Origin of the sequence: Clostridium thermobutyricum, assembly GCF_000371465.1 — a bacterium.
In the GTDB taxonomy this organism is placed as follows: domain Bacteria; phylum Bacillota; class Clostridia; order Clostridiales; family Clostridiaceae; genus Clostridium; species Clostridium thermobutyricum.
In genome coordinates, this window is record NZ_KB850956.1 from 235,048 (window position 1) to 260,924 (window position 25,877).

Here is a 25,877-nt window from a genome sequence, read left to right on the forward strand (position 1 = left end):
ATAGTGTTATGAGGTTTGGAAAAAATAATTTTACAAGCTATGAAAAAGGTATAGAGAAAGAATGGATGCTAGCAAATGGAAGAAGTGCATTTTCAGGAAGTACTATGATAGGAGCAAATAGTAGAAAATATCATGCATTGTTAATAGCAGCATTAAAATCACCTGATGAAAGATATATGATTCTTCCAAAAGTAGAGGAAAAATTTATATCAAACAAAATAGAATATCCTCTAACAACTACTAAATTTAATGATGAAGTTATTGAAGGTTTTAAAAACCTTCAAAGCTTCAGCTATGATGGTATTCCAGAATATAAATATTTTATAAATGGCACAACTATTAAAAAGAGAGTGTTTTTAGAAAAGGGAAAAAATACAGCAGTTATAGAATATTTAATAAAAGGAAATAAAAATGGAGGAGAAATTAAACTTATTCCATATATGGCTTTTAGAAATCCTGGAGATGTTTCAGAAGCTGAAAATTTAAATTTTAAGAAAAAAAATATTATAAATGGATTTAAATTAAATCCAACTCTTAAAGAAGAAATAAATATTAAAATTTTTACTGTGGGTGGAAGAGTATCATCAAAAAATGAAAGTATAACTAAAGAAGTATATTATGATGTTGATAAAAGCACTGGAGATGATTATTTAGAAAGATATTATATACCAGGTAAATTAACAATAGATATAAATCCTTATGAAGAAAAGAAAGTATACTTCGTTTGTACTATTGAAGATGAAGATATAAATCCAGAAGAAATAATTTTTAAAGAAGAAAAGAGAATAAAAGAATTAAGAAATATATTTAAAGATGATAATAGAACAATAGCAAAATTGCTTCCAATAGCAGCTGACCAGTTTATAGTTGATAGAGATTCTATAAATAGCAAAACAGTTCTTGCAGGATATCCTTGGTTTTTAGATTGGGGAAGAGATACTATGATAGCTTTAACTGGAGTTTCTATGTCAACTGATAGGCTAGATGATACAAAAGATATTTTAAGAAGCTTTAGTTTATATGAAAAGAATGGTCTTATTCCAAATATGTTCCCAGACTTTGGACAAGATCCATTTTATAATACTGTAGATGCTTCTCTTTGGTATATTCATGCTATATATATGTATCTTTTATATAAGAATGATATAGAAGAATTAAATTTTGTAAAAAAAGAATTGTATAAAACAATTAAAAATATAATAAAGGCTTATAAAGAAGGAACTGATTTCTCTATAAAAATGGATAAAGACTATTTGATAAGTGCAGGAAATGGATTAGACCAAGTTACTTGGATGGATGTAAGAGCAAATGGAATAGTTGTTACACCAAGACATGGCAAGCCAGTTGAAATTAATGCTTTATGGTATAATGCTTTAAAAATTTCTGCTTTATTAGCAAAGAAATTTGGAGATAAAGAATACGAAGAATATGAAGAATTAGCTGAAAAAGTTAAAATATCTTTTAATGAGAAGTTTTGGAATGAAAAAGACCAATGTCTTTATGATGTTGTAAATGATGAAGAATGTGATAATGCTATAAGACCAAATCAGGCTTACGCAATATCATTACCATTTACAATGCTTCCTAGGGAAAAAGAAGAAAAAGTAATAGAAAAAATTTATGATGAATTATATACTCCATTTGGGTTAAGAAGCTTAGATAGAGGAAATGAAGATTATAAAAAAGTTTACGTTGGAGAACTTACAGATAGAGATATGGCTTATCATCAAGGAACTGTATGGTCTTTCCCACTTGGAGCATTTTTAAGTGGATATTTTAAAGTTAATGAATATTCAGAAGTAGCAAGAGAATTTATTGATGATGCTCTAAAAGAAATGGAATCACATATTGAAGATGGATGCTTAGGTGGAATAGCAGAAATATTTGATGGAGATGCACCACATCACGGAAGAGGATGTTATAACCAAGCTTGGGGTGTAGGTGAAATTTTAAGAGTTTATTATGAATGCGTAAGAGGAAATATTAAGAATTTAGAAAAAGCACATAATCATATATTTAACTAATAAATTTAATAGTTTTATAGGTTAGAGAATTTACTTTCTAACCTATAGAAATTTTTAAATTAAAATTTGTTTAGGAGAGGAAGCTTTAAAATGAATATAAAAGATATTTATAAAAATAAGAAAAAAATAAGAGAGATATTTAATTCAAGTGAGTTTGAAGAAAGATATACTTCTGATTTAGAATTAGGAGCAATATATTCAAAAGAAAGCACAATATTTAGATTATGGACACCAGTTGCTAGTGAAGTTAAGCTAGTATTATTTTCAAAAGAAAAGGATAATTTCACAAAAATTGAAGAAATAAATATGAGTGAAGATAATAATGGAGTTTGGATTGCTGAAAAGAAAGGTGATTTAGATAAAATTTATTATAGATTTAAAGTAAAAATTGATGGTAAACAAAATGAGGTAATAGACCCTAATTCAAAAGCTGTTAGTGCTAATGGTGAATATAGCATGGTGATAAATTTAGAGAAAACAAATCCAGAAAATTGGGAAAATGATGTTAAACCAGAATTTGAAGATTATACTGATGCAATAATATATGAAATGCATATAAGAGATTTTACTATAGATGAAAATTCAGGAGCAGAATTTAAAGGAAAATATAAAGGAGTTATAGAAAAAGGAACAAGAACCAAAAATGGATTTAAGACATGCTTAGATCATGTAAAAGATCTTGGTGTAACTCATCTTCATTTACTTCCAACATTTGATTATAAATCAGTAGATGAAAAGAATTTAAATGTTCCTCAATATAATTGGGGATATGATCCAGAAAATTATAATTGTCCTGAAGGTTCATATTCAACAAATCCATTTGATGGAGATGTGAGAATAAAAGAATTTAAGGAAATGGTTTATAATCTTCATAAAGAAGGCTTAAGAGTTGTTATGGATGTAGTTTACAATCATACTTATGAAGCAGAAAACTCATTATTTAATAAAGTAGTGCCGTACTATTATTATAGAGAAGATGAAAATGGAGATTTTTCAGATGCTTCAGCTTGTGGAAATGAGACTGCTTCAGATAGAAGTATGTTTAGAAAATTTATGATAGACTCTCTTGTTTATTGGGCTAAAGAATATCATATAGATGGATTTAGATTTGATCTTATGGGGATTCATGATATAGAAACAATGAAGCTTATAAGAAAAGCTCTTGATGAAATAGATAATTCAATAATAATTTATGGAGAAGGATGGACTGGAGGAGATAGCCCATTAAAAGAGAAAGATAGGGCTTTAAAGAAAAATACAGTTCAATATGGAGAACTTCAAATAGCAGCTTTTAGTGATGATATAAGAGATGCAATAAAAGGTGATGTATTTATAGATGATAAACCTGGATTTGTAAATGGAGGACAAGGATTTGAAGAATCAATAAAGTGCGGAATAGTTGCTTCAACAAACCATAGTGAAGTTAATTATAAAGATGTGATTTATTCAGATAAGTTTTGGGCAAATGAACCATACCAAACTGTAACATATGCTTCAGCTCATGATAACTACACTTTATGGGATAAGCTTCAAATAAGTGCTACTGATGAAAGTGAAGAAGAAAAAATAAAAATGAATAAATTAGTAGCGGCAATTGTTTTAACTTCACAAGGAATTTCATTTATTCATGCAGGAGAAGAACTTCTTAGAACAAAATGTGATGAAAATGGAATGCTAATAGAAAATAGTTTTAAATCAAGCGACTTAGTAAATAAATTAGATTGGACAAGAAAAGAAAAATATATAGATATATTTAATTACTATAAAGGATTAATAAAACTTAGAAAAAATCATAAAGCATTTAGGATGAATAGTTCAAAGGATATAAATGAAAGAATAGAATTTATGGAATTTGAAGAAAATAATTTAGTAGGTTACACAATAAATGGTGAAGGCTTAGATGAATTTAAAAAAGTATTAGTTTTATTTAATGGAAATAAAGAAGATGTAAAGTTAGAACTTCCAAGTGGAACTTGGACAGTAGTTGTTAATGAGAAAGAAGTAAATGAACTTGGAATTAAAAATATAAATGAAGCTAAAATAGATCTTCTTGGAAGAGCTGCTTTAGTGTTAGTTCAAAAATAAAATTCGCCATAATAGTTATAATTTATACCCCTATATATTAGGCTCTCATTTATGAGAGCCTTTTAATTTTATATTTTAATATAATATTTTTAATCAAATTTACTATAATCTTTTTATTAAAAATATTATAAATTTAAATAAATTAAGAGATGAAGTTAATTCATCTCTTTTTAAAATTGATATCTCATATTTTGAGGTTCATAGTATGAAAGTTTATGTTTTTTGCAAAGCCCACTTATAAAATCATCTATAAAATCTGCATCCTCTAAAGAACAACCAATTACAATAAAACCTGGACCTTTATCAGCAGTTATCTTAAAGTTTTTTTCCATTAATTCATTATAAAGATTATCAATTATATCAATATCACCTACTAGTGAAAAATCACCTTCACAAATTTTTTCGTATAAATATTGAGCAGAACCAGCACCATTTATTTCACCACTATTAAATACTAAGCAATACCAATCCATTTTTAAACCTCTTTTCATAAAAAATATAAGTTTATTTTAACATAAGAATTTAACATAAAAAAAGTTAAATGTTTACATTGAAACAAGTTTTGATAAATGTATAAGTTTAAGTTAAATAATGACAAAAATTCAAAATAGATGTATTATAATAAATATATTAATAATAATTAGATGATAATATAAATTCATTTTTAAAAAATAATGTATTTTATTAATAAATTATAATATTGAGAATAGGAGGGAGCTTTATGGAAAATAGAGAAGAATGGGGGTCAAAAATAGGTTTTATTCTTGCAGCAATAGGGTCAGCAGTAGGGTTAGGAAACATATGGAGATTTCCATATATAGCATATGAAAATGGAGGAGGAGCATTTTTAATACCATATTTCTTTGCAATATTTACAGCAGGAATTCCATTACTTATTTTAGAGTACTCTATGGGACATAAATATAGAGGATCAACTCCTCTTGCTATAGCTAGAGCTTCTAAAAAGTGGGAATGGATTGGTTGGTGGCCAACTATAACTTCAGCATTTATAGTGGCATATTATTCAGTTATTATAAGTTGGGCTATGAATTATTTCGTTCTTAGTTTTAAGCAAGGTTGGGGAAGTGATTCAAATGTTTTCTTTCATAATGAATTTTTAAAATTAAGTAATTCACCTTTTGAAATAGGAGGAGTTGTATGGTATGTACTTTTAGGAGTAGCAGCTATTTGGATTATAAATTGGATTGTTTGCTATAAAGGAGTTAAGAAAGGAATTGAGAAAATAAATAAAATTTTATTACCAACATTAGTAGTAATAATGATAATAATAGCAATTAGAGCAGTAACTTTAAATGGAGCATCTGAAGGACTTAATACACTTCTTACTCCAGATTGGTCAATGGTTTTAAAACCATCTGTTTGGATTTCAGCGTATGGACAAGTATTTTATTCATTAAGCATAGCAATTGGAATAATGATGACTTATTCAAGTTATTTACCTAAAAAAACTGATATAAACAATAGTGCTTTTGTAACTGCTTTTGCAAACTGCGGTTTTGAATTTTTATCAGCTATAGCTGTTTTTGCTATATTAGGATATATGGCAACAGCTCAAGGAGTTCCTATGTCAGAAGTGGTTTCAAGTGGAGTAGGGCTTGCTTTTGTAGCTTTTCCACAAATTTTCTCTGCTATGGGGCCAATAGGAAATTTTTTAGGACCATTATTTTTCTTATGCTTAATATTTGCAGGTATAACATCTTCGGTTTCATTAACAGAAGCAGTTTCAGCTCCTTTTAAAGAGAAGTTTGGATGGAGTAGAAAAAAAGTCGTAACTTGTATGTGTATAATTGGAGCTTGTATGAGTACAGTTTTTGCAACTAACGCAGGTTTATATCTTTTAGATATTATGGATGCTTTTATAAATAATTATGGAATAGTAGTTGTAGGACTTTTAGAAGTTATATTAATTGGATGGATAGTTACTCCAAAAAGTTTAAGGGAACATTCAAATAAAATATCATATATTAAAGTCGGAAAATGGTGGGATATATCAATAAAGTTTATTACTCCAGCAATTTTAATTTATATGATATTACAAAATGTTATTAATGAAATGAGTGCTCATTATGGTGGATATGATTTATTTAATCTTATTGCTTATGGATGGAGTGCTATTGGTTTTGGAATAATAGTTTCATTAATTTTATCTAAGAAACCATGGAAAGATAAAAAGATTGAAGAGGATGAAAATGAGGAAGAAGATAGATTAATATTAGAAGAAATCAATAAATAATAAAAGGGAGATAATAAAAATGACAGGAACATCAATATTATTTTTCATAATTGGAGCAACTGTATTGTGGGGTGGATTTGTAGCTTCACTAACAATACTTCTTAGAAATGAGAAAAAGTTAGAAGCAGATTTAAGAAAAGATGAAAATTTAGAATGTGATGCTTAAAAAAAGAGATTCAATATTTTATATTGAATCTCTTTTTATTTTCTAAAAACAGGAAGTGTGCTACATGCAAATCCGCCACCAGCTTTTAGTATTTCTGAATAATCTAAATAGAAAACTTTATATCCTAACTTTTCTAGTAGTTTTTTTACTTTTTTATGAGAGGTTACAATTCTTTTTTTTCCTAAATTAATAAAGTTTGTTCCTAGTTCACAAGTAGTTTTATCATCTAAATAATATAAGTTTTTTATTATTTTTTGAATTATAGCTTTATCATAAACATAATTTGAAATTACAGCATGGTTATCATCTAAAATATTAAAAACACAATCAAGGTGCAACATTTTATCTTTATTAAAATTAATAGGAATTATAGTATAATTTTTATTTAATGATTTTAGATAATTTCCAAGTTCAAGTGCGCCAGACATACTTGTTCTATTACTCATACCAACAAAAATATAATCATTATATATAAGAACATCCCCACCTTCAATAGGATTTTTCATTTTATATATTTTTTTATGTTTGCCTTTTATATATTCTTCAAGAGCAAGTGTTTCTTTAGCTCTATTTTTATTTGCTATTTTAGAAATAAAGAGAATATCATCAATTACAAAGCCAATATCTCTAGTAAAAACTTGATTAGCTCCATAAATAGGTTCTAAAAACTGAACTTTAGATCCTTGATTTATAAGAAGATTTATAAAATCATTATATTGCTTAAACATTTTATTCCTATTTAATTTTTTTAATAGGGAAAAATGAAGTAATTTAAAGTTAGAAGGATAGCACATTATAAATGTACCAATTTCCTCATAATGATTCTTATGACTTATATCCATAAATTTCACCTCTATAATTACTTTTTTATTAGCATCAACTAATACAGATTATAAATAAAATAATATATACAATTATATAAATAATAAATTATATAATACTTTATTTAGTATTCACCATATTCTTAAAAAAAATTATTATTAATATTATTTTATTTTTAGGTAAATCAGTTTATTTAAAAGTTAAAAAAATGATATGATAAAAAGGGGAATATAAAATATTGTGATTAAAAAATTTATTTAAGGAGTGATAACTATGGCAGTTAAAATGCTACATACATGCATTAGAGTAAAAAATTTAGAAGAATCTTTAAAGTTTTATAAAGAAGCTTTAGGATTAATCGAAACAAGCAGAAAGGATTTTCCTGAATATAAATTTACACTTGTTTATTTATCAAATGAAAAAGGTGGATATGAAATAGAACTTACTTACAACTATGATGTAGAAAAACCTTATGAATTAGGAAATGGATTTAGTCATACAGCAATTGGAGTAGAAAATTTAGAAGAATTTAGAGAAAAGCATATAGAATTAGGGTATAAAGTAACTGATTTAAAAGGATTACCAGGAGAACAACCAAAATATTATTTTGTAACTGATCCAGATGGATATCAAATTGAAGTAATAAGATTATAATTTTAAGCTTACAACATAGAATAAATTATAATTTTAATTGCGAAGGAGAAAACCATGAAAATAGGAATTTTAACAAGTGGTGGAGATGCACCAGGAATGAATGCGGTTATAAGAGCTATAGTAAAAGTTTCAACTAAATACGGTATAGAAACTTTTGGAATAAAAAGGGGATATACAGGACTTCTTAATGAAGAAATATATAAATTAACTGAATCTGATGTAGATTATATTTCTGAATCAGGAGGAACTATATTAAAAACTTCTAGATGTCCAGAATTTACAACAGAAGAGGGAAGATTAAAAGGCCTAAATAATCTAAAAAAATATGGAATAGATGCTGTAGTTGTAATTGGAGGAGATGGTTCTTTTCAAGGAGCACAAAAACTTCATGATTTAAATGTAAAGGTTATAGGTGTTCCTGGAACTATTGATAACGATTTAAAATATACAGATTATTGTATAGGATTTGATACAACCCTAAATACAGTTTTGGATTGTATAAGAAAAATAAAAGATACTGATGCTTCTCATGAAAAAGCTACAATTGTAGAAGTTATGGGAAGATATTGTGGAGATTTAGCTCTTTATTCAGCAATAGCTGGGGGAGGAGAAATAATTTCAACTCCGGAGAGAAAGTTAAGTCTTGAACAGATAAAAAATGCCCTTAAAAAGAATATAGAAAAAGGAAAGAAAGATAGTATCATAATAATAACTGAAAGAATGTATGATATTGAAGAAGTTCAAAAATATTTAGAAGATAATCTTGGTATTGGTGTAAGAAGTACTGTACTTGGATTTATTCAAAGAGGTGGTAATCCATCTGCAGCAGATAGAATTTTAGCTTCAAGAATGGGAGCACATGCTGTAGAACTTCTTAAAAAAGGAGTATCAGGTAAAGCTGTTGGTGTACGCAATAATGAAATGATAAGCGTAGATATTAAAGATGTTAATAAAGAGAAAGATATTAAAAAAGAGCAATATGATTTCATGGAGCTTCTTTTATAATAAAAAATAGTATCTCAATTATTTGAGATACTATTTTTTATGAAGCTTTAAGCAGGAGATAAAGCTTCAGTATTATCATTTATTTCTATTAAGTTATTTAAAATAATATAATTATTTGTTATTTCTATTAAAGAACTAACTATTATTTTTTCGTTTAAATCTTTAAAATTTGATAGTTCAAAAACTGTATCTTTTTCATTTAAAATTGAATTAATATTATTAAGTTTAGAAGTAAGTATTCTAAGATTATCTTTTGATTCATTAGTTAAAGATAAATTATGCACAAATTTATTTAGTTCATAAATAGTTGATACAAATAGCAACTTATGATTGTTTAAAATTTTATAGTTATCATAAATATCTTTCTTCTTAGATATATTAATATTGTTTTTAATAGTATCATTTATTTGAGAAATTAAGATATATACATTATTTATATAATGATCTAACTTATCTTTTTCAAATAATTTATCTAAGTTATTTAATAAATCTTTTGTTAATTCATTAGAGATATTATTTAAATTATTATTAGCTTTTTCAGAATCATATTTAAATATAAATTTATTTATTAATAATGCAATTAAAGCACCAATTAAAATAAATATAATTCTTTGTAAACTTAATAAAATTGGATTAGATACAATATGGCTTGTACTATTTAAAGCTTCAGTTGCATTAACCATTACAGCAGCTCCTATTGCAGATATTGTAACAAAAATAATTTTTTGTCTATAAGTTTTACAATATATATTTCCATACCCAGCTCCAATGATTATAAAGCTTCTAATTACATTATCTTTAAATATACTAAAAGTAACACCTATAAAAATTGCACCTATAGTTGTAGCAATAATTCTGTCCTTTGCTTTTGATTTTGTAATTTCAAAAATTGGATTTGTAAGAGATAAAACAGTATACATAATCCATCTACCTTGATGTAAATTAAAATAATCCATTATAAAACATGCTATTGAAACTTCAATTGCTACATGAAAAGCATAAGTCAATTTTATTGAGTTAAATTTAATATTTTTTAATCCATAAATATCATCTTGAATATTGTTTGTTATTTTAGTTTTATTACTTTCTTTATTTATAATAGAAACTCTATTAGTTGAATTTTTCAAAAATATAATAGAACTTAGAATTTGTATTTCTAAATTACTTACAGAATTACTATATTTATTATTTAAATTTAGTATGTATTTATCAAGCTCCTCTGGGTTTTTATTTATTAAAAATTCTTTGAAAATAGAGAAAAACTTAGATACATCATTTAGAATATTTTCTTTTGGATTTATATTTGATATTAAAAGGTTTATTTTTTCTATAGAAACTAAAATATCTAAACTATCTCTACCTTCTTTTACAATATAAAAATTTTTTTCTTTTTTATCATGAATTATATCTTTTAAATTTTGAATCATAGAATTTATTTTAATATCTAATTCTTCAGTAGACTTATTTGAGTTAATAAATTGTATTTTGTGATTAAGCATTTCTAATAGGCCTATAAATATTTTTTCACTTGCTTTTTCAATTTTATTCTTATTAATTAAAAATTGAGGAACCATTATACTTAATGCTCCGAATACTAAAGAAATTAATCTTAAAGGAAGGGCTGATAATGGTACTGGATATGCTAATAAAAATAAATATAGAAAAGTAAATGGAATATACATTGGAGTTTTTAAAATGTGGCCAAAAGAATAACTTATGAAAAATACTATTATAAAATTTATAGGAATGGCTAACCACATATTACTTGCAGCAAAAAAAGTTCCTATTCCTATTAATAAATAGAAGAAAACTAGTCCAAAAGTATTTTTTATTGGTTCTCCAGTCAAATCTTTTCCCATAAACATTAGAATACCGGTTATAGACATTACAGCAACTAAAATATTATCATTTCCAAATATAAATTTAAAAAGAAATATATATGCCATAATACATGCAAACAAAATTGTATTATTTACTATTAATTTTTTCATTTGTATACCTCTTAATTAAAAGTTTAATTTTAAAATTTAATATATTACTTTTTGAGGAGTATACCACTAATGGTATAAATTTTCAAATTTTATAAATTTAAAATATATAATATTATAAGAATAGTAATACTTCTATTAAAACTTTTGCTTATAATGTTTTCAATAAAACTATATAATAAGATATGATTATAGATAAATAGATATAGTTATATAAGTATATTAATTAACCAATGAGGTGAATAAAGTGATAGAATATAAAAATAAAAAATATGTATGTTTGTTAGATTTAGGATTTGAAACTATTAGAGGAAAATGGAAAAGTATAATAATATGTCATTTATATAAAGGACCAAAAAGATTTTTAGAATTACAAAGAGTAACATCAGGTGTAAGCCAAAAAGTTTTAACTGAAAAGCTTAAAGAACTTGAAGAGGAAGAGATAGTAGAAAGAATAGTATATGCAGAAGTTCCTCCAAGAGTAGAATATAAGTTATCTGAAAAGGGAAGAGAACTTGGTAAAGCAATGAAATTGATAGAAGAATGGTCAGTTAAATATTATGGGAATAAATAATAAAAAAGTAAACCTTTAGAAAGCTGATTTAAAATAATAGTTTTCTAAAGGTTCTATTTTTATAAAAATTAAAAGTATGCCTTTTGGTATAATTAAATTATCAAATATTTAATGAGCGGATATAGAGTTTTGGCGTGCGTTTATTCTCTTTATTTGGAAAATTATTAGTGAAGCAATTATTATTATTATTGTTCCTATTAATACATTTGTAGTTATCATTTCTCCCATAATTAAAAGCATTAAAATTGGGACTAAAATTGGTTTTATATAAAATACACTTGTTGCAGTTATAGCGGAAGTTTCTTTCATAGCACCTAAGAAGAAGAAGAAGCCTAAACCTTTTACAACAACACCAACATATACTAATAAAGCAAAGCTATGTCCATTAATACCTTTAATTATAGGAATATGGAATATTAACATGAATATAAACATAACTAAAACACCAAGATAGAATGAAAAACTGTTAGTTACTGCTTTTCCATATTTTTTTATTGTTTTTGTTGCTAGAACATTAAATAGGGCAATTGAAATTGCTCCTAATAAGGCTAAAGTAACACCAATTAAATGTTGTTCAGCATCTTTTCCAGCAGCACCTGCAAATGGATTGAATATGACTATAATTCCTATAGCAGCTATTATTATAGCAATCCAAGAACGAGGATCAAATTGTTCTTTATTTACTATTCTTGCTAATGGAACTGTCATTATTGCATTTGAACAAACAAGAATTGCAACTATGGCAGGAGTAGTAAATACTAAAGCTTCTTGTAATAAAGACATTCCTACAGAAACTTGTATAACACCTAATAGTAAAAAGTATAACCAATCTTTAGTTTTAAGTTTTATATGAAATTTTCTCATATCGCTTATTGCAAAAGGTAATAAAATTGTTGCTCCAATTAAAAATGCAACTGAATTGATTTGATAAGCATTAAGCTTGTCCATTGCTAAGTATTTACCACTTATTTCTTGAGTACTAAAGCATAATGCAGTTAAAAATATGAATATATAACCTTTGTATTTTGACATAGTAGATCTCTTCCTTCCTCTTTTGTTTTAAAGTTACAGAATAAAGTGATTATATGAAATTTTCTGAAAATTTCACTTCAATTTACAAGCTTAAGTTTTTAGTTTTTTATATAGCCCCATATATAAAAGCCCCCTTTTTATTTAATTTAACATTTATTAGTAAAAATAATAAAGTATATTCATATATCTGTAAACCTTATCATAAGGCGCGTGAATTACTACTGAATATTTTTACATTAGTTTATTAGTTGAAATTTTAAAAATAAAATTTACTAAATATAATTTGTAAGTTTTTAATTCTTAAGTTAAGAATAACAAATAAAAATTCTAAAGTCAAAACATTTGTTTAGTTTTTAATCAAATGTTTAAAAATAGATTTATTTTATTTATTATTAAAAAGTTAATTTAAGTATTTTATTTAGAAAATGTGTATGATTGAAAGTTAATATAAGTTAGAATATAATAAAAAAGATTTTAAAAAATAATATATGATTTGAGGTAGTGATTATGAAAGATTATGAAAAAATGAATCAAACCGAAAAACAAGATTTTTTAGCTAAATTATCTAGTATGTATTATGATAAATCTATGACTCAATCTGAAATTGCAAATGAATTAGAAACTACTAGATTTAAAGTTTCTAAGTATCTTCAGGAAGCGAGAGATAAAGGAGTTGTAGAAATAAATATAAATTATCCTAGACAAAGACTAAAGACTTTAGAAAAAGAATTAGTACAAAAATTTGAACTTAAAGATGCCATTATAATAGATAATCAGACTTTACCTTATGATGAAATAATATATGCCCTTGGAAAATTTGGAGCAGAATATCTTCAAAAGATAATAGTTGAAAATGATACTGTAGGTGTTTTATGGGGAAAAACAATATCAAATGTTATTAAACATATGAAACCAACTAATAAGATGCCAATTACTGTAGTTCAATTAGTGGGATCAGCTGCAAAAGATAATTTATTAATAGATTCACCAGAGCTTATTAGAAGACTGGCTAATGTATATAGTGGAAAATATAAATATTTATATGCTCCTTTATATATGGATAATGACTATGCTAGAAAATCATTTTTGCAAGAACCTGTAATAAATGATTTGATATTTTCTGCTAGTAAATCTAAAATTGCATTAACTGGAGTTGGAACTGTAAACGCAGTGTTTGCTTCATCTCTTTGGAAAGATTATTTAGATGATGATATAAATAGAAGAAATGCTGTAGGGTGCATGTATGGGCATGTATATGATATTTATGGTAATATAACTGAATCTTCTATAAATCAAAAAGTTATAGGAGTAGATATAAATATAATAAAAAATATAGAGTATAGAATTGGAGTTTCTTCAGGTAAATTAAAAGCCGAAGCTATACTAGGAGCTTTAAACGGAAATTTCATAAATGTATTAATAACAGATGCTGAAACTGCAACTAAAGTACTAGGTTTAAAATCAGATTTAAAAAACTAATTAAAAAGGGTTTGTACTATTTATTTAATATAGGTAAACCCTTTTTTTGTTGCTCAAATAACATTTATAAAAATAAAATATTTTTACAGAAATATTTTTAACATTTGTTTAATAATTACACAAATGTTTTGACAGAGGATTTTTATGGTGATATTATCTAAGTATAAAATCAAGTGAAAACTTAAGAAGAGGAAGTGTAATTATGGATGTTAAACAAGAGTCTTTAAGGTTACATAAAGAAAAGATGGGTGAAATTGAAATTAAAGGTAAATTTAACGTTGAAAATAAAGAAGATTTATCTATAGTTTATACTCCAGGAGTTGCTGCTCCTTGTTTAGAAATTGCAGCTGATAAAGAAAAGGTATATGATTATACACTTAAAGGTAGAACAATTGCAGTAATAACTAATGGAACAGCTGTACTTGGTTTAGGAGATATAGGACCAGAAGGTGGACTACCTGTTGTAGAAGCAAAAGCTTTGCTTCATAAAGAATTTGCTGGAGTTGATGCTTTTCCAATTGCATTAAATGAAAACGATCCAGATAAAATTGTTGAAATATGTAAATCTATTGCACCAGGGTTTGGAGGAATACATTTAGAGGATATAAAAGCTCCAGAATGCTTTAAAATAGAAGAAAGACTAATAAAAGAATTAGATATACCTGTATATCATGATGATCAACATGGAACTTCAATAGCAGTTTTAGCAGGACTTTTTAATTCACTAAAAATTGTAGACAAGAAAATAGAGGATATTAAAATATTAATAAATGGAGCAGGAGCATCAGGAATAGCAATTGCAAAACTTTTAATAGCAGCAGGGGCAAAAAATATAGTGTTAGCTGATATAAATGGAGCTTTAGTTGCAGGAGATAATTCTTTAAATGAACCACAAAAAGAAATTGCAGCTATGACTAATAAAGAAAGAGAAGTCGGAAAGCTTGAAGAAATAATTAAAAATAAAGATGTATTTATAGGAGTATCAGTAGGAAATATAGTTACTAAAGAAATGATACAAACTATGAATAAAGATAGCATAATATTTGCTTTAGCAAATCCAATACCTGAAATTTTACCTAGTGAAGCCAAGAAAGGTGGTGCTAGAATAGTATCAACAGGTAGAGGAGATTTTAAAAATCAAGTAAATAACCTTTTAGTATTTCCAGGAATATTTAAAGGAGCATTAAAAGGAAGAGTTACTAATATAACTGATGAAATGAAAATAAATGCAGCAAAAGGAATTGCTAGTTTAATAAGTAGTAAAGATTTAAATGAAGATAATATAATACCAAGTGTATTTAATAAAGAAGTAGTAGATGTAGTAGCTAATTCATTACTTAAATAATTTGCTCATTATAAATAACTTAAAATAAATTTTAGAAAGGAGGTAATAATATGGGATTTTATGATTTTGAAAAAAATATATTTTACAAGCCAAATAAATCTGAACTTAAAAAGGTAGAAGATTTTTTGAAAATTCAAGGTTTAGAATTAGATAATAATATTGATTATACAGTAACTTTAGAAAATAATGGACAAATAATTGGAACAGGTTCTTTTGGAGGAAATGTTATAAAATGTATGGCTATTGATAAAGAGTTTAGAGGTTATGGAGTTTCAAATATTATTGCCTCTGAACTTATAAATGAAGAGTATAGGATAGGAAACTCAAGATTATTTGTTTTTACTAAACCTAATAATGAAAATTTATTTAATCAATTAGGTTTTTACACGTTAGAGAGAGCTGAAAAAGCCATTATATTAGAAAATGATAAACACGGAATCGAAAGATATTGTAATAAACTTATAAATGAAAGTTTATATAAGGATATAAATTCAAAAAATTATAAAAATATAGCTTCAATAGTTATGAATTGCAATCCATTTACATTAGGGCATAAATATTTAATAGAAAAAGCTTCAAATGAAAATGATTTGGTACATTTATTTATATTAGATGAAGATAAATCTATATTTCCAGCAAAGGTTAGATATGATTTAGTGGAAAAAGGAATAGGTAGATTAAATAATGTAATATTACATAAAGCTAAGGATTACATTATTTCAAGTGCGACTTTTCCAACATATTTTTTAAAGAATGAAAATGATATTTTAAAGTCTCAAGCAGAACTTGATGCTAAAATTTTTGTAAAATATATAGCAAAAAGTCTTAACATAAATAAAAGATATGTAGGAACTGAGCCAATTTGTAAAGTGACATCAGAATATAATAAAGTTTTAAAAGAAATTTTACCAGAGAATGATATAGAATTAATAGAAGTAGAAAGAAAAACTTTTAATAATGAGATAATTAGTGCTTCAAAGGTTAGAGAATTTATAAAAGAGGATAAATTTGATGAATTGAGGAATTTTATTCCTCAAAGTACATATGATTTCTTAAATTCTGAAGATGGAATAGAAATTGTGGATAAAATAAAGAAAATATAATTGTCAGTATACAAAGGAGGAAATAATATGAATATAGTAAAAGCTGCATCAGCAGGAACAATTGAATCAAGTGATATTCTTATAACAATTCAACCTGGAAACTCAGGGATTGAATTAGAGTTAAACAGTACAGTAGAAAAACAATTTGGAGATCAAATAAGAAAAGTTATATTAGAAACTTTAAAAGAACTTAATGTTTCTAATGTAATTGTTAGAGCAACTGATAAAGGAGCTTTAGATTGCGTAATAAAAGCAAGAGTTCAAGCAGCAGTCGCTCGTGGTACAGAAAGTGGAAAATTTGATTTCGGAGGTGTTAAATAATGTATAAATTAAGAAGAACAATGATGTATGTTCCAGGAAGTAATCCAGGAATGATTAAAGATGCTCATATTTATGGTGCAGATTCAATAATGTTTGATTTAGAAGATTCTGTTTCAATAAATGAAAAAGATACTTCAAGACTTTTAGTATTTAATGCCTTAAAAAGTTTAGATTATGAAGGAGTAGAAACTGTTGTAAGAATAAATGGACTTGACACTCCATATGGAATGGAAGATTTAGAGGCTATAGTTAGAGCACAGCCAGATATTATAAGACTTCCAAAGACAGAAACTGCTCAAGATGTTATAGATGTTGAAAGAGAAATTGAAAGAATAGAAAAAGAAGCAGGAATTCCTGTTGGAAAAACTGGAATGATGGCAGCTGTTGAAAGTGCATTAGGTGTTATAAATGCTTATGAAATTGCAACTTCAAGTAAGAGATTGATGGGGATAGCAATTGGTGCAGAAGACTTTGTTACTGATATGAAAACTACTCGTTCTTTAGAAGGAATAGAATTATTAACTGCAAGAAGCCAAGTTCTTTTAGCTGCAAGAGCTGCTGGAATATATGCATTTGATACTGTATTCTCAGATGTTAATGATGAAGAAGGATTCATAAAAGAAACAACATTAATAAAACAATTAGGTTTTGATGGAAAATCAGTTATAAATCCAAGACAAATAGATCCAGTTCATAAGATTTACACTCCATCACAAAAAGAAATAGATAAATCTATTAAAATAATAAAAGCAAGTGAAGAGGCTAAGAAACGTGGTTCAGGAGTTGTATCATTAAATGGTAAAATGGTTGATAAACCAATTATAGCTAGAGCACAAAGAGCTATAATGCTTGCACAAGCTGCTGGAGTTGTTATAGATTTTGGAGGTGAAAATAATGATAAATAAAATCGGAAGAGAAATACCAGATAATTTAAAAGAATTAAATGATAAAAAAGTATTTAATGGTGAATTTGCTTTAGAACCAACAGGAAGATTAAGAGGAAGAACTATAAGTAAAATAGAGCCAGGAGAAGGAAAATTATTAGATAGTATAGAAGAAGCTATTAAAAAAGTTGGATTAAAAGATGGAATGACAATATCATTTCACCATCATTTTAGAGAAGGAGATTATATTCTAAATAGAGTTATGGATATAATTGCTAAAATGGGAATTAAAAATATCACTATAGCTCCAAGTTCATTAAATGGAGTGCATTCACCTTTAATAGAACATATTAAAAATGGAGTAGTAAATAATATTTCTACAAGTGGAATTAGGGGAGAATTAGCAAATGAAATATCTAATGGATTAATGGAAAATCCAATAATTATTAGATCACATGGTGGAAGAGCAAGAGCAATTGAAAGTGGAGAAATAAAAATTGATGTTGCCTTTTTAGGAGTGCCTTGTTGTGATAATTATGGTAATGCTAATGGATATGAAGGAGAATCTTTTTGTGGTTCATTAGGATATGCAAAAGTAGATGCTAAATTTGCGGATAAAGTTGTATTAATAACTGATAATTTAGTTCCATATCCAAATGTACCAGCAAGTATTGAGCAAGTTGATGTCGATTATGTAGTTAAAATAGATCAAATTGGTAATCCATCTGGAATAGTTTCAGGGGCAACTAGATATACAAAAGATCCAAGAGAATTATTAATTGCAAAATATGCTTCTCAAGTTATGTTTGCATCAGGATATTTTAAAGATGGATTTTCAATGCAATGTGGAACTGGTGGAGCTTCATTAGCTGTTGCTAGATTTTTAAAAGATAAAATGATTGAAGAAGATATAAAAGCTAGTTTTGCTTTAGGTGGAATAACTGGACAATTTGTAGAAATGCATGAGGAAGGATTAGTTGGAAAACTTTTTGATACACAAAGTTTTGACTTAAGAGCAGCTAAATCAATTGGAAAAAATCCAAATCACTATGAAATTGATGCATCATTCTATGCAAATCCACATAATAAAGGATGTGCAGTAAATCTTTTAGATTTTGTAATATTAAGTGCATTAGAAGTTGATACTAATTTTAATGTAAATGTTATTACAGGTTCTGATGGAGTTTTAAGAGGAGCATCAGGTGGACATTGTGATACAGCAGCAGGTGCAAAGCTTTCTATGATAGTTTGCCCATTAGTTAGAGGAAGAATCCCAACAATTGTTGATAATGTTATTACTACAATTACTCCAGGAGATAGTATTGATGTAGTAGTTACAGATAGAGGGATTGCAGTAAATCCAAAAAGAACTGATTTAATAGAAAGATTATCAAAGACAAGTATACCTATGTTTACAATAGAAGAATTAAAAGAAAAAGCTTATAAATTAACTGGAAAACCAAAAGCTATTGAATTTGAAGATAAAGTTGTAGCTGTTGTAGAATATAGAGATGGTTCTATTATAGACGTTATAAGAAAAGTTAAATAATAATTATATAAGGAGGTATCTTAAATAAAGCTATTAGATTAAATTTTAGTTTATAAAGATATCTCCTAATTTTACATAATAGAAAGTGGTGAATACTATGAATGCTGATGAATTAATATTTAAAATTTTAGAAGGAAAAGAAAAAAGAGTGTTAAGACAAAGAGAGCTTTTAAAAACATATAAAAATACGTTAATTTCTTTTACTTTGAATATACCTGGAATTTATAAAGTAAGTGATAAATATAAATTAGTTTTCAATGAAGGTATTAATCTTATAGAAAAAACTTTAAAAAGTGAAAATATAAAAGTTATATATTCTGAGAAAATAGAAAGAGAATCAGGATATGAATTTTTTTGTTTAGTAGATTCACCAGCTAAAGAAATAAAGAAACATATGATTAATATAGAATATGTTTCTTTACTAGGTAGATTATTTGATATAGATGTATTTGATAAAAATGGAGAACTTTTAAGTAGAGCAAATTTTAATATAGAAAAAAGAAAATGTTTAGTTTGTGAAAAAGATGCAGTGGTTTGTTCAAGAGAGAGATCTCATAGTATAGAAGAAGTTATAAGAGCTATAGATATATTAATAGATAAGTTTATTAAGGAGAATACTAATGTTTGATATTTCATTTAAATTATCAGAATTTGCTATACAAGCTATGCTATATGAAGTTTCATGTTTTCCATCACCTGGATTAGTTTCACCAATATCTAATGGCTCTCATAAAGATATGAATTTCTATACTTTTATTGATAGTACATCAGCTTTAAATAAATATATGTTTGAATTTGCTTTAGAAGGTTTTAGAGAAAAAGACCTAAAAATATTATTTTCTAATTTAAGAGAAATAGGAATAAAAGCAGAGGCCGAAATGTTTAATAAAACAAAAGGAATAAATACTCATAAAGGAATGATATTTCTTATGGGAATAACTTTAGCAGCTATTTCATATACAATATCAAATAATAATGAATTTAAATGTATAAAGAATACTATAAAAAGTATGTGTGAAGGCATAACAGATGAACTTCTGAAAGTAGAAAAAAATTCTAAAAATTTATCTCATGGAGAAAAATTATATTTAGAATATGGTATAACAGGAGTTAGAGGAGAAGCAGAAAATGGAATTCCTCTGGCATTTGATTTAGGGCTATCAGTTTATGAGAAATTTAAGGATTTAGATAATCAAAAAAGGTTAATAAATACATTATTAGTGATAATGAGTAAGTGCGATGATTCAACTATATTACACAGACATAATTTTAAAACTTTGCATTATGTTAAAAACAAAGCTAAAGAAGTCTTAAAGCTTGGTGGAATGTATAGAGAGGATAGTATAGAAATTTTAAATGAGTTAAATAATGAGTTTATAAATAAAAATATCAGTCCTGGAGGAAGTGCAGATATATTAGCTATAGTAGTACTGTTAGATTTAGTGAAAAAAGAGTTTTTTATTAAAGAAAATCCACATAAAGTATGAATTAGTTATCACAATATAGATAGGTTTTCATAATATATATTAAGAAGTTAATCAAAGTATTAGACAATTTATAGTAAAAATATTTATTATAATTGATTAAAGAAACCATAAATAAAATATATTTGTTAATTTAAAAAGTTTATTAAAATAAAAAAGAAAAGCTATTTCAAGTATTACTTGAAATAGCTTATTTTCTTAAAGTTTTATATCTGGATTTAAAGGTTTGATTTTACCAGCTCCAATTATTATACAAGCTATTACTAAAGCTGCAATTGAAATTGGGAATATCATCCATCCACGTCCGTTTGAAATTAATGATCCACCTATTAAATTACCAACTATTTGAGGTATACATAAGAATACATTATTTATTCCCATGTATTCTCCAAGCTTTTCTTTTGGTGAAACAACTGGTATTAATGCATAGAATACAACGTTCATGATACCGAATCCAAGACCATATACTATTGTAAATATCCAAAGACCAGTAACTGTGTGAGCCCACCATCCAATAATAAATGATGCTCCAAATATTATACAAGATATAAGGAATATTATTTGTTTATTGAATCTATCACACCACATTCCAACGAATAATGATAGAATAAGTCCTATTGCAGTAAATCCAACTAATGCATAACTAATGTTAGCATCTGAAATACCTAAATTTGAGTAGTATGGAAGCCAAAATGGCATTATTAATCCATAACCAATATAGAAGAAGAAAGCACACATAAATACTTTCATAGCACTAACATTTTTTAATACTTCTAAGCTAAGTTTTGATGGCTTATGGAATTTGCTAGTATCTTCTTTAACAAATAATGTTGCAAGTATAATTGGTATTAATACAACAATTAGAACAACTATGAATGGAAGGGATTTAGACTTATCGAAAAGACTAACTCCTGTAAAGAAAACTATAACTCCACCTAAAGAGAAGAATAATTTTCCAAGACCTGTAACAAGACCAATTTGGTTTGCTTCAACTGCTTCAGGCATCCATGAATAATAAGCTCCTTGATAGAAGTTTAAAGATGCATATACTATAAATGCAAAAATAAACATTTCTATATAAGTTGTAGAGAAACCTAATAAGAACAAGGCAACGGCACCTATAATACCACCTATTAAAACCCAAGGTTTTCTCTTTCCAAGCTTCATGTTTGTTCTATCACTTAATGCTCCAGCTATGTAAGGGAATATAATTCCTGTAACAGGAGCCATTGTAACAAGTACAGCAAGTTTAAATGCTGAAGGTGTTACAGTTTTTACTAATAAAGGTACAACTGTACTATTCATATTCCATGCTAATCCAAGACCTATACTTGGTAAAGCAATAAGAAATGGAATAAGAGCACTTTTCTTTTTAGTTCCCATATATAATTCCTCCTCTAATAATAATATAAATATATTTCTGTAAATCTATACATTCATTTTTGTAAACGTAATAATCTTTCTGAAATAAAGTATATACTAAGAATTAAAACTTGCAATCACTAAAATGATAATATTTAAAGTTTATTTATAAAATTAATAGAATTTCAATAAAAGTGAGCATAAAAAATAGAAGAAAAATTTTAAAATTCCTATATAAGAATACTATGGAAATGAGGTAGATTAAGAGTTGTGGAGATTGAAAAATTTCTAAAAGTAAATATTTACAGGTAATAAATTTAATATAATAAATATAATTACATAAAAGGATTAAATGCTTATAAATGCTTGATTTTGTAAGTAGAAAATGGATTTGAAAATAGAATAAATGAGATCTAAAAAATTTTATTTAATCGATTACTTTTTACTTAATATGGAAAATGTAATTATGTATTTTTATTTTAATATTACAATAAAAAAAGAAAAATTAAAAGAATTATATAAGTAAAAAAATAGGCTAAAATAATGAATTTTAAGAAAACGTATTCATAAGATTGAAATAGAATTGAATAAAAAATAATCAGAAAAAAATATAAATAAAGATAATATTTTTTAATTTAAAATGGATTATACTTAATAGATATTTATATAAAAATTACATATAGAAATATCTTTAATATAGAAATCAAAAAGTATTTTATAAGTATACATCTAAAATAGTGTATAGCTAATTATATAAAATGAAAAAAATGTTGTTTACAAAATATTTATAAAAAATACTTGAAAAACGTTTTCATAAGATGTATTATAAATTTATAAACAAAGTAAAACGGTTTACTAAAATTTATATTAAAGAAATCGGGGGAATATTATGAATAAAGTATGTGTTTTAGGAAGCATTAATATGGATTTAGTTATAAAGGTTAAAGATATGCCAAAAGTTGGGGAAACTATTCTTTCTAAATCTTTTGAAAAAATAGCTGGTGGTAAAGGTGCAAACCAAGCTGTAGCAGCTAAAAGATGTGGAAATGAAGTTTCAATGATTGGAAAGATAGGGTTAGATGATAATGGAAAAGCCTTAAAAAGATTATTAGAAGATGATGAAATAGATACAAGCTTAATATTTGAAGATGAAAAAAATCCAACAGGAATGGCAATGATAACTGTTGATGAAAATAGTGATAATTCAATAATAGTTATTTCAGGTTCAAATATGAATATAAATGAAGGTGAAATAGAAAAATCAAAAGAAAAGATAAAAAATAGTGATATATTAATTTCTCAATTTGAAACACCAGAAGATATGACAATTAAAGCATTTAATATAGCAAAGGAAAATGGAAAAATAACAATATTAAATCCAGCACCAGCAAAAGAAATAAAAAAAGAATTATTAAAAGTTACAGATATAATAATTCCAAATGAAACAGAAGCAGAGCTTTTAACTGGAATAAAAGTAAATGATCTAGATACAGCTAAATTAGCAGGAAAAAAATTATTAGAATCTGGAGTTAAATTTGCAATTATAACATTAGGTGAAAAAGGTGCTGCAATAATAAACAATGAAAGAGCAGAATTAGTAAAAGCGTTTAAAGTTAATGCAGTAGATACTACAGCTGCAGGTGATAGTTTTATAGGGGGATTAAGTTCAAAACTTAATATAAATGATTTAAACTTTGAAAATTTAATTAAAGCTGTTACTTTTGGAAATAAAGTTTCATCAATAGCAGTTCAAAGAGAAGGAGCACAACCTTCAATACCAAATTTAGAAGAAGTAATAAAAGTATATGGAGAGGAGTAAATTATAATGAGAAAAACACAATTATTAAACAATGAAATTGGAACAGTAATATCACAAATGGGGCACACAGATTCTTTAGCAATAGGAGATTGTGGATTACCTATACCAATGGGAGTTCAAAGAATTGATTTAGCATTAATAAAAAATCTACCAAGATTCATAGATACATTAAAAGCTGTTCTTTTAGAACTTCAAATAGAAGAAGTTTTAATTGCAACTGAAACAAAAGAAGTTAGCCCAAGTCTTTTTGAGGAAATAAAAAAAGAGATAGGGGATACAAAAATAACTTTTATATCTCATGAAGAATTAAAGACAAGCTTAAAAGATTGTAGAGCAGTTATAAGAACAGGAGAGCAAACACCATATGCTAATATTATTCTAAAATCAGGAGTTGTATTTTAGTTAATTAAAATTAAACATTAGCACAATAAAGGAGAGAAAAATTGTGAAAAATAAGGGGATATTAACACCATTTTTAATAGCATTACCTAGTATAGGATTAGGAATTGCGTGGAATATGAATAGTACAGTAGTACCATTATTAGTAAAGACAGCTACACCATCAGCATTTAAATTAGCAATTTTAGTGGCTATGGCTCCTGTAACAGGAATGTTATTTCCATATTTGGGAGGAGCAATAAGTGATAGAACTAATTGTAAGTTTGGTAAGAGAAAACCTTGGGTTTTACTTGGTGGAATAATTGGATCAATTGCTTTGTTTTTACTAGGATTCTCAACAGAATATATATTAATGTTTATATTTGCATTTATTTTCTATGGTTCTTTGAATTTTGCACAAGGTGCATATTATTCATGGATGCCAGAGGCAGTTACACCAGATAAAATTGGTATGGTTAATGGAATTGGAAAATTATTCTTTGGATTAGGAGGAGTTTTAGTATTCTTCTTAGGAGTTGATTTATTTGATATATCAAAATCCCTTCCATTTTTAGCAGTTATAATTGCTGTAATGGTACCAATACTTATAGTAACTTTTTTCGTGAAAGAAGATACTACAGAAAAATTAAAACCTACAAAAATAAGTTTTGATTTCTTAAAAAATAAAAGTGCTATGAAATTATTTATGTGTGCATTTTTCTTCTATATAGGATATGGATTTATAATGCCATTTTGGATTCCTTATTATACACAGGTAAATGGATTCTCAAGTACAGATATAAGTTATGCACTTGTTGGATTTACAGCTATGGGAGTAATATTCTCAATATTCATAGGAATATGGTGTGATAAGTTTAATAAGCAAATAATAATACTTATTGCATGTATAATATTTGGAGCATCTTTCTTTATTGGATGGAATGTAAAATCATTAACTGGATTATGGGCATTTACAATAGTTTATGGACTTGGATATGCAATGCTACAAGTTGTATTCTATGCATTAATACCTGTAGTTGCACCAAAAGAAAAACTTGGAGAATATATGGGAATAAATAATATATTCTTATGTATACCTCAAATAATAAGTAACTTAATAGGGGGATATTTAATAACAAATGGACATGGTTCACTTATATTCCCAATTTCAATTGCAGCTTTAGTAATAGCTTGTATAATAATTGCAAGTGGTAAATTACAATCAGCTAATCCTGATATGAAAATTTAAATAGTAATAAGGTTTGTAAAGAGAATTTAAATATTAGAAGAGTAAGTCAAATTTAAAGTTTGATTTACTCTTTTATTTATAATTAGATTTTTAGATAAAGAATTAATTTATGGATTAAAGCAAAAAGATATAACTTTAGATAAAGTTAATTCAGTAGAATATGAAACTGGAATTATATTTTCAAGGATAAAAATATGGAATGAGCAGAATATATTATAATTGATAAAGTTTTAAATAAATATGCAAAAATAATGGTTAGTCATATAACAGAAGAATTAGGACTTTATAAGAACAGAATGC

General features: G+C 26.1%; 24 protein-coding genes. 19 read left to right on the forward strand and 5 right to left on the reverse strand.

Annotated features, from left to right (window positions below):
- Window positions 1-8 precede the first annotated feature (8 nt).
- Together HMPREF1092_RS01030 and pulA are read left to right on the forward strand one after the other, a co-directional pair.
- Complete coding sequence (locus tag HMPREF1092_RS01030; RefSeq protein ID WP_002596717.1) at window positions 9-2,024, forward strand: amylo-alpha-1,6-glucosidase; 2,016 nt, start codon at window positions 9-11, stop codon at window positions 2,022-2,024.
- Window positions 2,025-2,114: 90 nt separating this feature from the next.
- On the forward strand, window positions 2,115-4,109 hold the full coding sequence (gene pulA / locus HMPREF1092_RS01035) for a type I pullulanase (protein ID WP_002596718.1): 1,995 nt from the start codon (window positions 2,115-2,117) through the stop codon (window positions 4,107-4,109).
- Between the two features lie 170 nt (window positions 4,110-4,279).
- Here the strand turns inward: pulA and HMPREF1092_RS01040 are convergent, their stop codons facing one another.
- Window positions 4,280-4,582, reverse strand: coding sequence for a hypothetical protein (locus HMPREF1092_RS01040; RefSeq protein ID WP_002596719.1), 303 nt, complete (start codon window positions 4,580-4,582; stop codon window positions 4,280-4,282).
- Window positions 4,583-4,830: 248 nt separating this feature from the next.
- On the opposite strand from HMPREF1092_RS01040, the gene HMPREF1092_RS01045 reads away from it, so the two are divergent.
- Window positions 4,831-6,363, forward strand: a complete 1,533-nt coding sequence (locus tag HMPREF1092_RS01045) for a sodium-dependent transporter (RefSeq protein ID WP_002596720.1) — start codon at window positions 4,831-4,833, stop codon at window positions 6,361-6,363.
- A 19-nt stretch (window positions 6,364-6,382) separates the two neighbouring features.
- On the forward strand, window positions 6,383-6,529 hold the full coding sequence (locus HMPREF1092_RS16905) for a MetS family NSS transporter small subunit (protein WP_002596721.1): 147 nt from the start codon (window positions 6,383-6,385) through the stop codon (window positions 6,527-6,529).
- 35 nt (window positions 6,530-6,564) lie between these two features.
- Here the strand turns inward: HMPREF1092_RS16905 and HMPREF1092_RS01050 are convergent, their stop codons facing one another.
- Complete coding sequence (locus HMPREF1092_RS01050) at window positions 6,565-7,371, reverse strand: dimethylarginine dimethylaminohydrolase family protein (protein WP_002596722.1); 807 nt, start codon at window positions 7,369-7,371, stop codon at window positions 6,565-6,567.
- 253 nt (window positions 7,372-7,624) lie between these two features.
- On the opposite strand from HMPREF1092_RS01050, the gene gloA reads away from it, so the two are divergent.
- On the forward strand, window positions 7,625-8,005 hold the full coding sequence (gene gloA / locus HMPREF1092_RS01055; RefSeq protein WP_002596723.1) for a lactoylglutathione lyase: 381 nt from the start codon (window positions 7,625-7,627) through the stop codon (window positions 8,003-8,005).
- 54 nt (window positions 8,006-8,059) lie between these two features.
- Window positions 8,060-9,010, forward strand: coding sequence for a 6-phosphofructokinase (pfkA, locus tag HMPREF1092_RS01060; RefSeq protein ID WP_002596724.1), 951 nt, complete (start codon window positions 8,060-8,062; stop codon window positions 9,008-9,010).
- 47 nt (window positions 9,011-9,057) lie between these two features.
- Here pfkA and HMPREF1092_RS01065 read toward each other — a convergent pair whose 3' ends face one another.
- The gene (locus HMPREF1092_RS01065; protein ID WP_002596725.1) at window positions 9,058-11,001 is read right to left on the reverse strand and encodes an FUSC family protein; all 1,944 of its coding nucleotides are present in this window, start codon (window positions 10,999-11,001) and stop codon (window positions 9,058-9,060) included.
- A gap of 244 nt (window positions 11,002-11,245) precedes the next feature.
- Here HMPREF1092_RS01065 and HMPREF1092_RS01070 point away from each other — a divergent pair, with 244 nt between their 5' ends.
- On the forward strand, window positions 11,246-11,572 hold the full coding sequence (locus tag HMPREF1092_RS01070; RefSeq protein WP_002596726.1) for a winged helix-turn-helix transcriptional regulator: 327 nt from the start codon (window positions 11,246-11,248) through the stop codon (window positions 11,570-11,572).
- Between the two features lie 108 nt (window positions 11,573-11,680).
- On the opposite strand, the gene HMPREF1092_RS01075 is transcribed toward HMPREF1092_RS01070, so the two are convergent.
- Window positions 11,681-12,604, reverse strand: a complete 924-nt coding sequence (locus tag HMPREF1092_RS01075) for a DMT family transporter (RefSeq protein WP_002596727.1) — start codon at window positions 12,602-12,604, stop codon at window positions 11,681-11,683.
- Window positions 12,605-13,111: 507 nt separating this feature from the next.
- Here HMPREF1092_RS01075 and HMPREF1092_RS01080 point away from each other — a divergent pair.
- The 8 genes from HMPREF1092_RS01080 to citG all read left to right on the forward strand — a co-directional run bounded on the left by HMPREF1092_RS01080 (window position 13,112) and on the right by citG (window position 20,772).
- Window positions 13,112-14,083, forward strand: a complete 972-nt coding sequence (locus tag HMPREF1092_RS01080; RefSeq protein WP_002596728.1) for a sugar-binding transcriptional regulator — start codon at window positions 13,112-13,114, stop codon at window positions 14,081-14,083.
- A 202-nt stretch (window positions 14,084-14,285) separates the two neighbouring features.
- Entirely contained in the window at window positions 14,286-15,428 is a 1,143-nt protein-coding gene (locus tag HMPREF1092_RS01085) for an NAD(P)-dependent malic enzyme (protein WP_002596729.1), read from the forward strand.
- Between the two features lie 50 nt (window positions 15,429-15,478).
- Window positions 15,479-16,531, forward strand: coding sequence for a [citrate (pro-3S)-lyase] ligase (gene citC, locus HMPREF1092_RS01090; RefSeq protein WP_002596730.1), 1,053 nt, complete (start codon window positions 15,479-15,481; stop codon window positions 16,529-16,531).
- A gap of 27 nt (window positions 16,532-16,558) precedes the next feature.
- Window positions 16,559-16,852, forward strand: coding sequence for a citrate lyase acyl carrier protein (citD, locus tag HMPREF1092_RS01095; protein WP_002596731.1), 294 nt, complete (start codon window positions 16,559-16,561; stop codon window positions 16,850-16,852).
- The gene (gene citE, locus HMPREF1092_RS01100; protein WP_002596732.1) at window positions 16,852-17,757 is read left to right on the forward strand and encodes a citrate (pro-3S)-lyase subunit beta; all 906 of its coding nucleotides are present in this window, start codon (window positions 16,852-16,854) and stop codon (window positions 17,755-17,757) included. Before citD ends, citE begins: the two co-directional genes overlap by 1 nt.
- Window positions 17,747-19,285 (forward strand): citrate lyase subunit alpha, encoded by a 1,539-nt coding sequence (gene citF, locus HMPREF1092_RS01105; RefSeq protein ID WP_002596733.1) that lies wholly within the window; start codon window positions 17,747-17,749, stop codon window positions 19,283-19,285. The genes citE and citF overlap by 11 nt, the downstream gene beginning before the upstream one ends.
- Window positions 19,286-19,382: 97 nt before the next feature.
- A complete protein-coding gene (gene citX, locus HMPREF1092_RS01110; RefSeq protein ID WP_002596734.1) occupies window positions 19,383-19,913 on the forward strand; it encodes a citrate lyase holo-[acyl-carrier protein] synthase in 531 nt (176 codons plus the stop codon).
- On the forward strand, window positions 19,906-20,772 hold the full coding sequence (gene citG / locus HMPREF1092_RS01115) for a triphosphoribosyl-dephospho-CoA synthase CitG (RefSeq protein WP_002596735.1): 867 nt from the start codon (window positions 19,906-19,908) through the stop codon (window positions 20,770-20,772). Before citX ends, citG begins: the two co-directional genes overlap by 8 nt.
- 195 nt (window positions 20,773-20,967) lie before the next feature.
- On the opposite strand, the gene HMPREF1092_RS01120 is transcribed toward citG, so the two are convergent.
- On the reverse strand, window positions 20,968-22,152 hold the full coding sequence (locus tag HMPREF1092_RS01120) for an MFS transporter (protein ID WP_002596736.1): 1,185 nt from the start codon (window positions 22,150-22,152) through the stop codon (window positions 20,968-20,970).
- 868 nt (window positions 22,153-23,020) lie between these two features.
- On the opposite strand from HMPREF1092_RS01120, the gene rbsK reads away from it, so the two are divergent.
- The 4 genes from rbsK (at window position 23,021) to HMPREF1092_RS17835 (ending at window position 25,796) form a co-directional block, all read left to right on the forward strand.
- Window positions 23,021-23,950 (forward strand): ribokinase, encoded by a 930-nt coding sequence (gene rbsK / locus HMPREF1092_RS01125; protein WP_002596737.1) that lies wholly within the window; start codon window positions 23,021-23,023, stop codon window positions 23,948-23,950.
- Window positions 23,951-23,956: 6 nt separating this feature from the next.
- On the forward strand, window positions 23,957-24,352 hold the full coding sequence (gene rbsD / locus HMPREF1092_RS01130; protein ID WP_002596738.1) for a D-ribose pyranase: 396 nt from the start codon (window positions 23,957-23,959) through the stop codon (window positions 24,350-24,352).
- A gap of 43 nt (window positions 24,353-24,395) precedes the next feature.
- On the forward strand, window positions 24,396-25,577 hold the full coding sequence (locus HMPREF1092_RS01135; protein ID WP_002596739.1) for an MFS transporter: 1,182 nt from the start codon (window positions 24,396-24,398) through the stop codon (window positions 25,575-25,577).
- Window positions 25,578-25,658: 81 nt separating this feature from the next.
- Entirely contained in the window at window positions 25,659-25,796 is a 138-nt protein-coding gene (locus tag HMPREF1092_RS17835; protein ID WP_479723509.1) for a PH domain-containing protein, read from the forward strand.
- Window positions 25,797-25,877 lie beyond the last annotated feature (81 nt).

What these genes read in the sequence shown, in the direction of transcription:
- HMPREF1092_RS01120 (WP_002596736.1), bottom strand. Translation starts at nt 22,152, where the DNA reads ATGGGAACTAAAAAGAAAAGTGCTCTTATTCCATTTCTTATTGCTTTA.
- citE (WP_002596732.1), top strand. Translation starts at nt 16,852, where the DNA reads ATGTATAAATTAAGAAGAACAATGATGTATGTTCCAGGAAGTAATCCA.
- gloA (WP_002596723.1), top strand. Translation starts at nt 7,625, where the DNA reads ATGGCAGTTAAAATGCTACATACATGCATTAGAGTAAAAAATTTAGAA.
- HMPREF1092_RS01050 (WP_002596722.1), bottom strand. Translation starts at nt 7,371, where the DNA reads ATGGATATAAGTCATAAGAATCATTATGAGGAAATTGGTACATTTATA.
- citX (WP_002596734.1), top strand. Translation starts at nt 19,383, where the DNA reads ATGAATGCTGATGAATTAATATTTAAAATTTTAGAAGGAAAAGAAAAA.
- citG (WP_002596735.1), top strand. Translation starts at nt 19,906, where the DNA reads ATGTTTGATATTTCATTTAAATTATCAGAATTTGCTATACAAGCTATG.
- HMPREF1092_RS01040 (WP_002596719.1), bottom strand. Translation starts at nt 4,582, where the DNA reads ATGGATTGGTATTGCTTAGTATTTAATAGTGGTGAAATAAATGGTGCT.
- HMPREF1092_RS16905 (WP_002596721.1), top strand. Translation starts at nt 6,383, where the DNA reads ATGACAGGAACATCAATATTATTTTTCATAATTGGAGCAACTGTATTG.
- citF (WP_002596733.1), top strand. Translation starts at nt 17,747, where the DNA reads ATGATAAATAAAATCGGAAGAGAAATACCAGATAATTTAAAAGAATTA.
- HMPREF1092_RS01030 (WP_002596717.1), top strand. Translation starts at nt 9, where the DNA reads ATGAGGTTTGGAAAAAATAATTTTACAAGCTATGAAAAAGGTATAGAG.
- HMPREF1092_RS01085 (WP_002596729.1), top strand. Translation starts at nt 14,286, where the DNA reads ATGGATGTTAAACAAGAGTCTTTAAGGTTACATAAAGAAAAGATGGGT.
- HMPREF1092_RS01080 (WP_002596728.1), top strand. Translation starts at nt 13,112, where the DNA reads ATGAAAGATTATGAAAAAATGAATCAAACCGAAAAACAAGATTTTTTA.
- rbsD (WP_002596738.1), top strand. Translation starts at nt 23,957, where the DNA reads ATGAGAAAAACACAATTATTAAACAATGAAATTGGAACAGTAATATCA.
- HMPREF1092_RS01045 (WP_002596720.1), top strand. Translation starts at nt 4,831, where the DNA reads ATGGAAAATAGAGAAGAATGGGGGTCAAAAATAGGTTTTATTCTTGCA.
- HMPREF1092_RS01065 (WP_002596725.1), bottom strand. Translation starts at nt 11,001, where the DNA reads ATGAAAAAATTAATAGTAAATAATACAATTTTGTTTGCATGTATTATG.
- pulA (WP_002596718.1), top strand. Translation starts at nt 2,115, where the DNA reads ATGAATATAAAAGATATTTATAAAAATAAGAAAAAAATAAGAGAGATA.
- citD (WP_002596731.1), top strand. Translation starts at nt 16,559, where the DNA reads ATGAATATAGTAAAAGCTGCATCAGCAGGAACAATTGAATCAAGTGAT.
- HMPREF1092_RS01075 (WP_002596727.1), bottom strand. Translation starts at nt 12,604, where the DNA reads ATGTCAAAATACAAAGGTTATATATTCATATTTTTAACTGCATTATGC.
- rbsK (WP_002596737.1), top strand. Translation starts at nt 23,021, where the DNA reads ATGAATAAAGTATGTGTTTTAGGAAGCATTAATATGGATTTAGTTATA.
- pfkA (WP_002596724.1), top strand. Translation starts at nt 8,060, where the DNA reads ATGAAAATAGGAATTTTAACAAGTGGTGGAGATGCACCAGGAATGAAT.
- citC (WP_002596730.1), top strand. Translation starts at nt 15,479, where the DNA reads ATGGGATTTTATGATTTTGAAAAAAATATATTTTACAAGCCAAATAAA.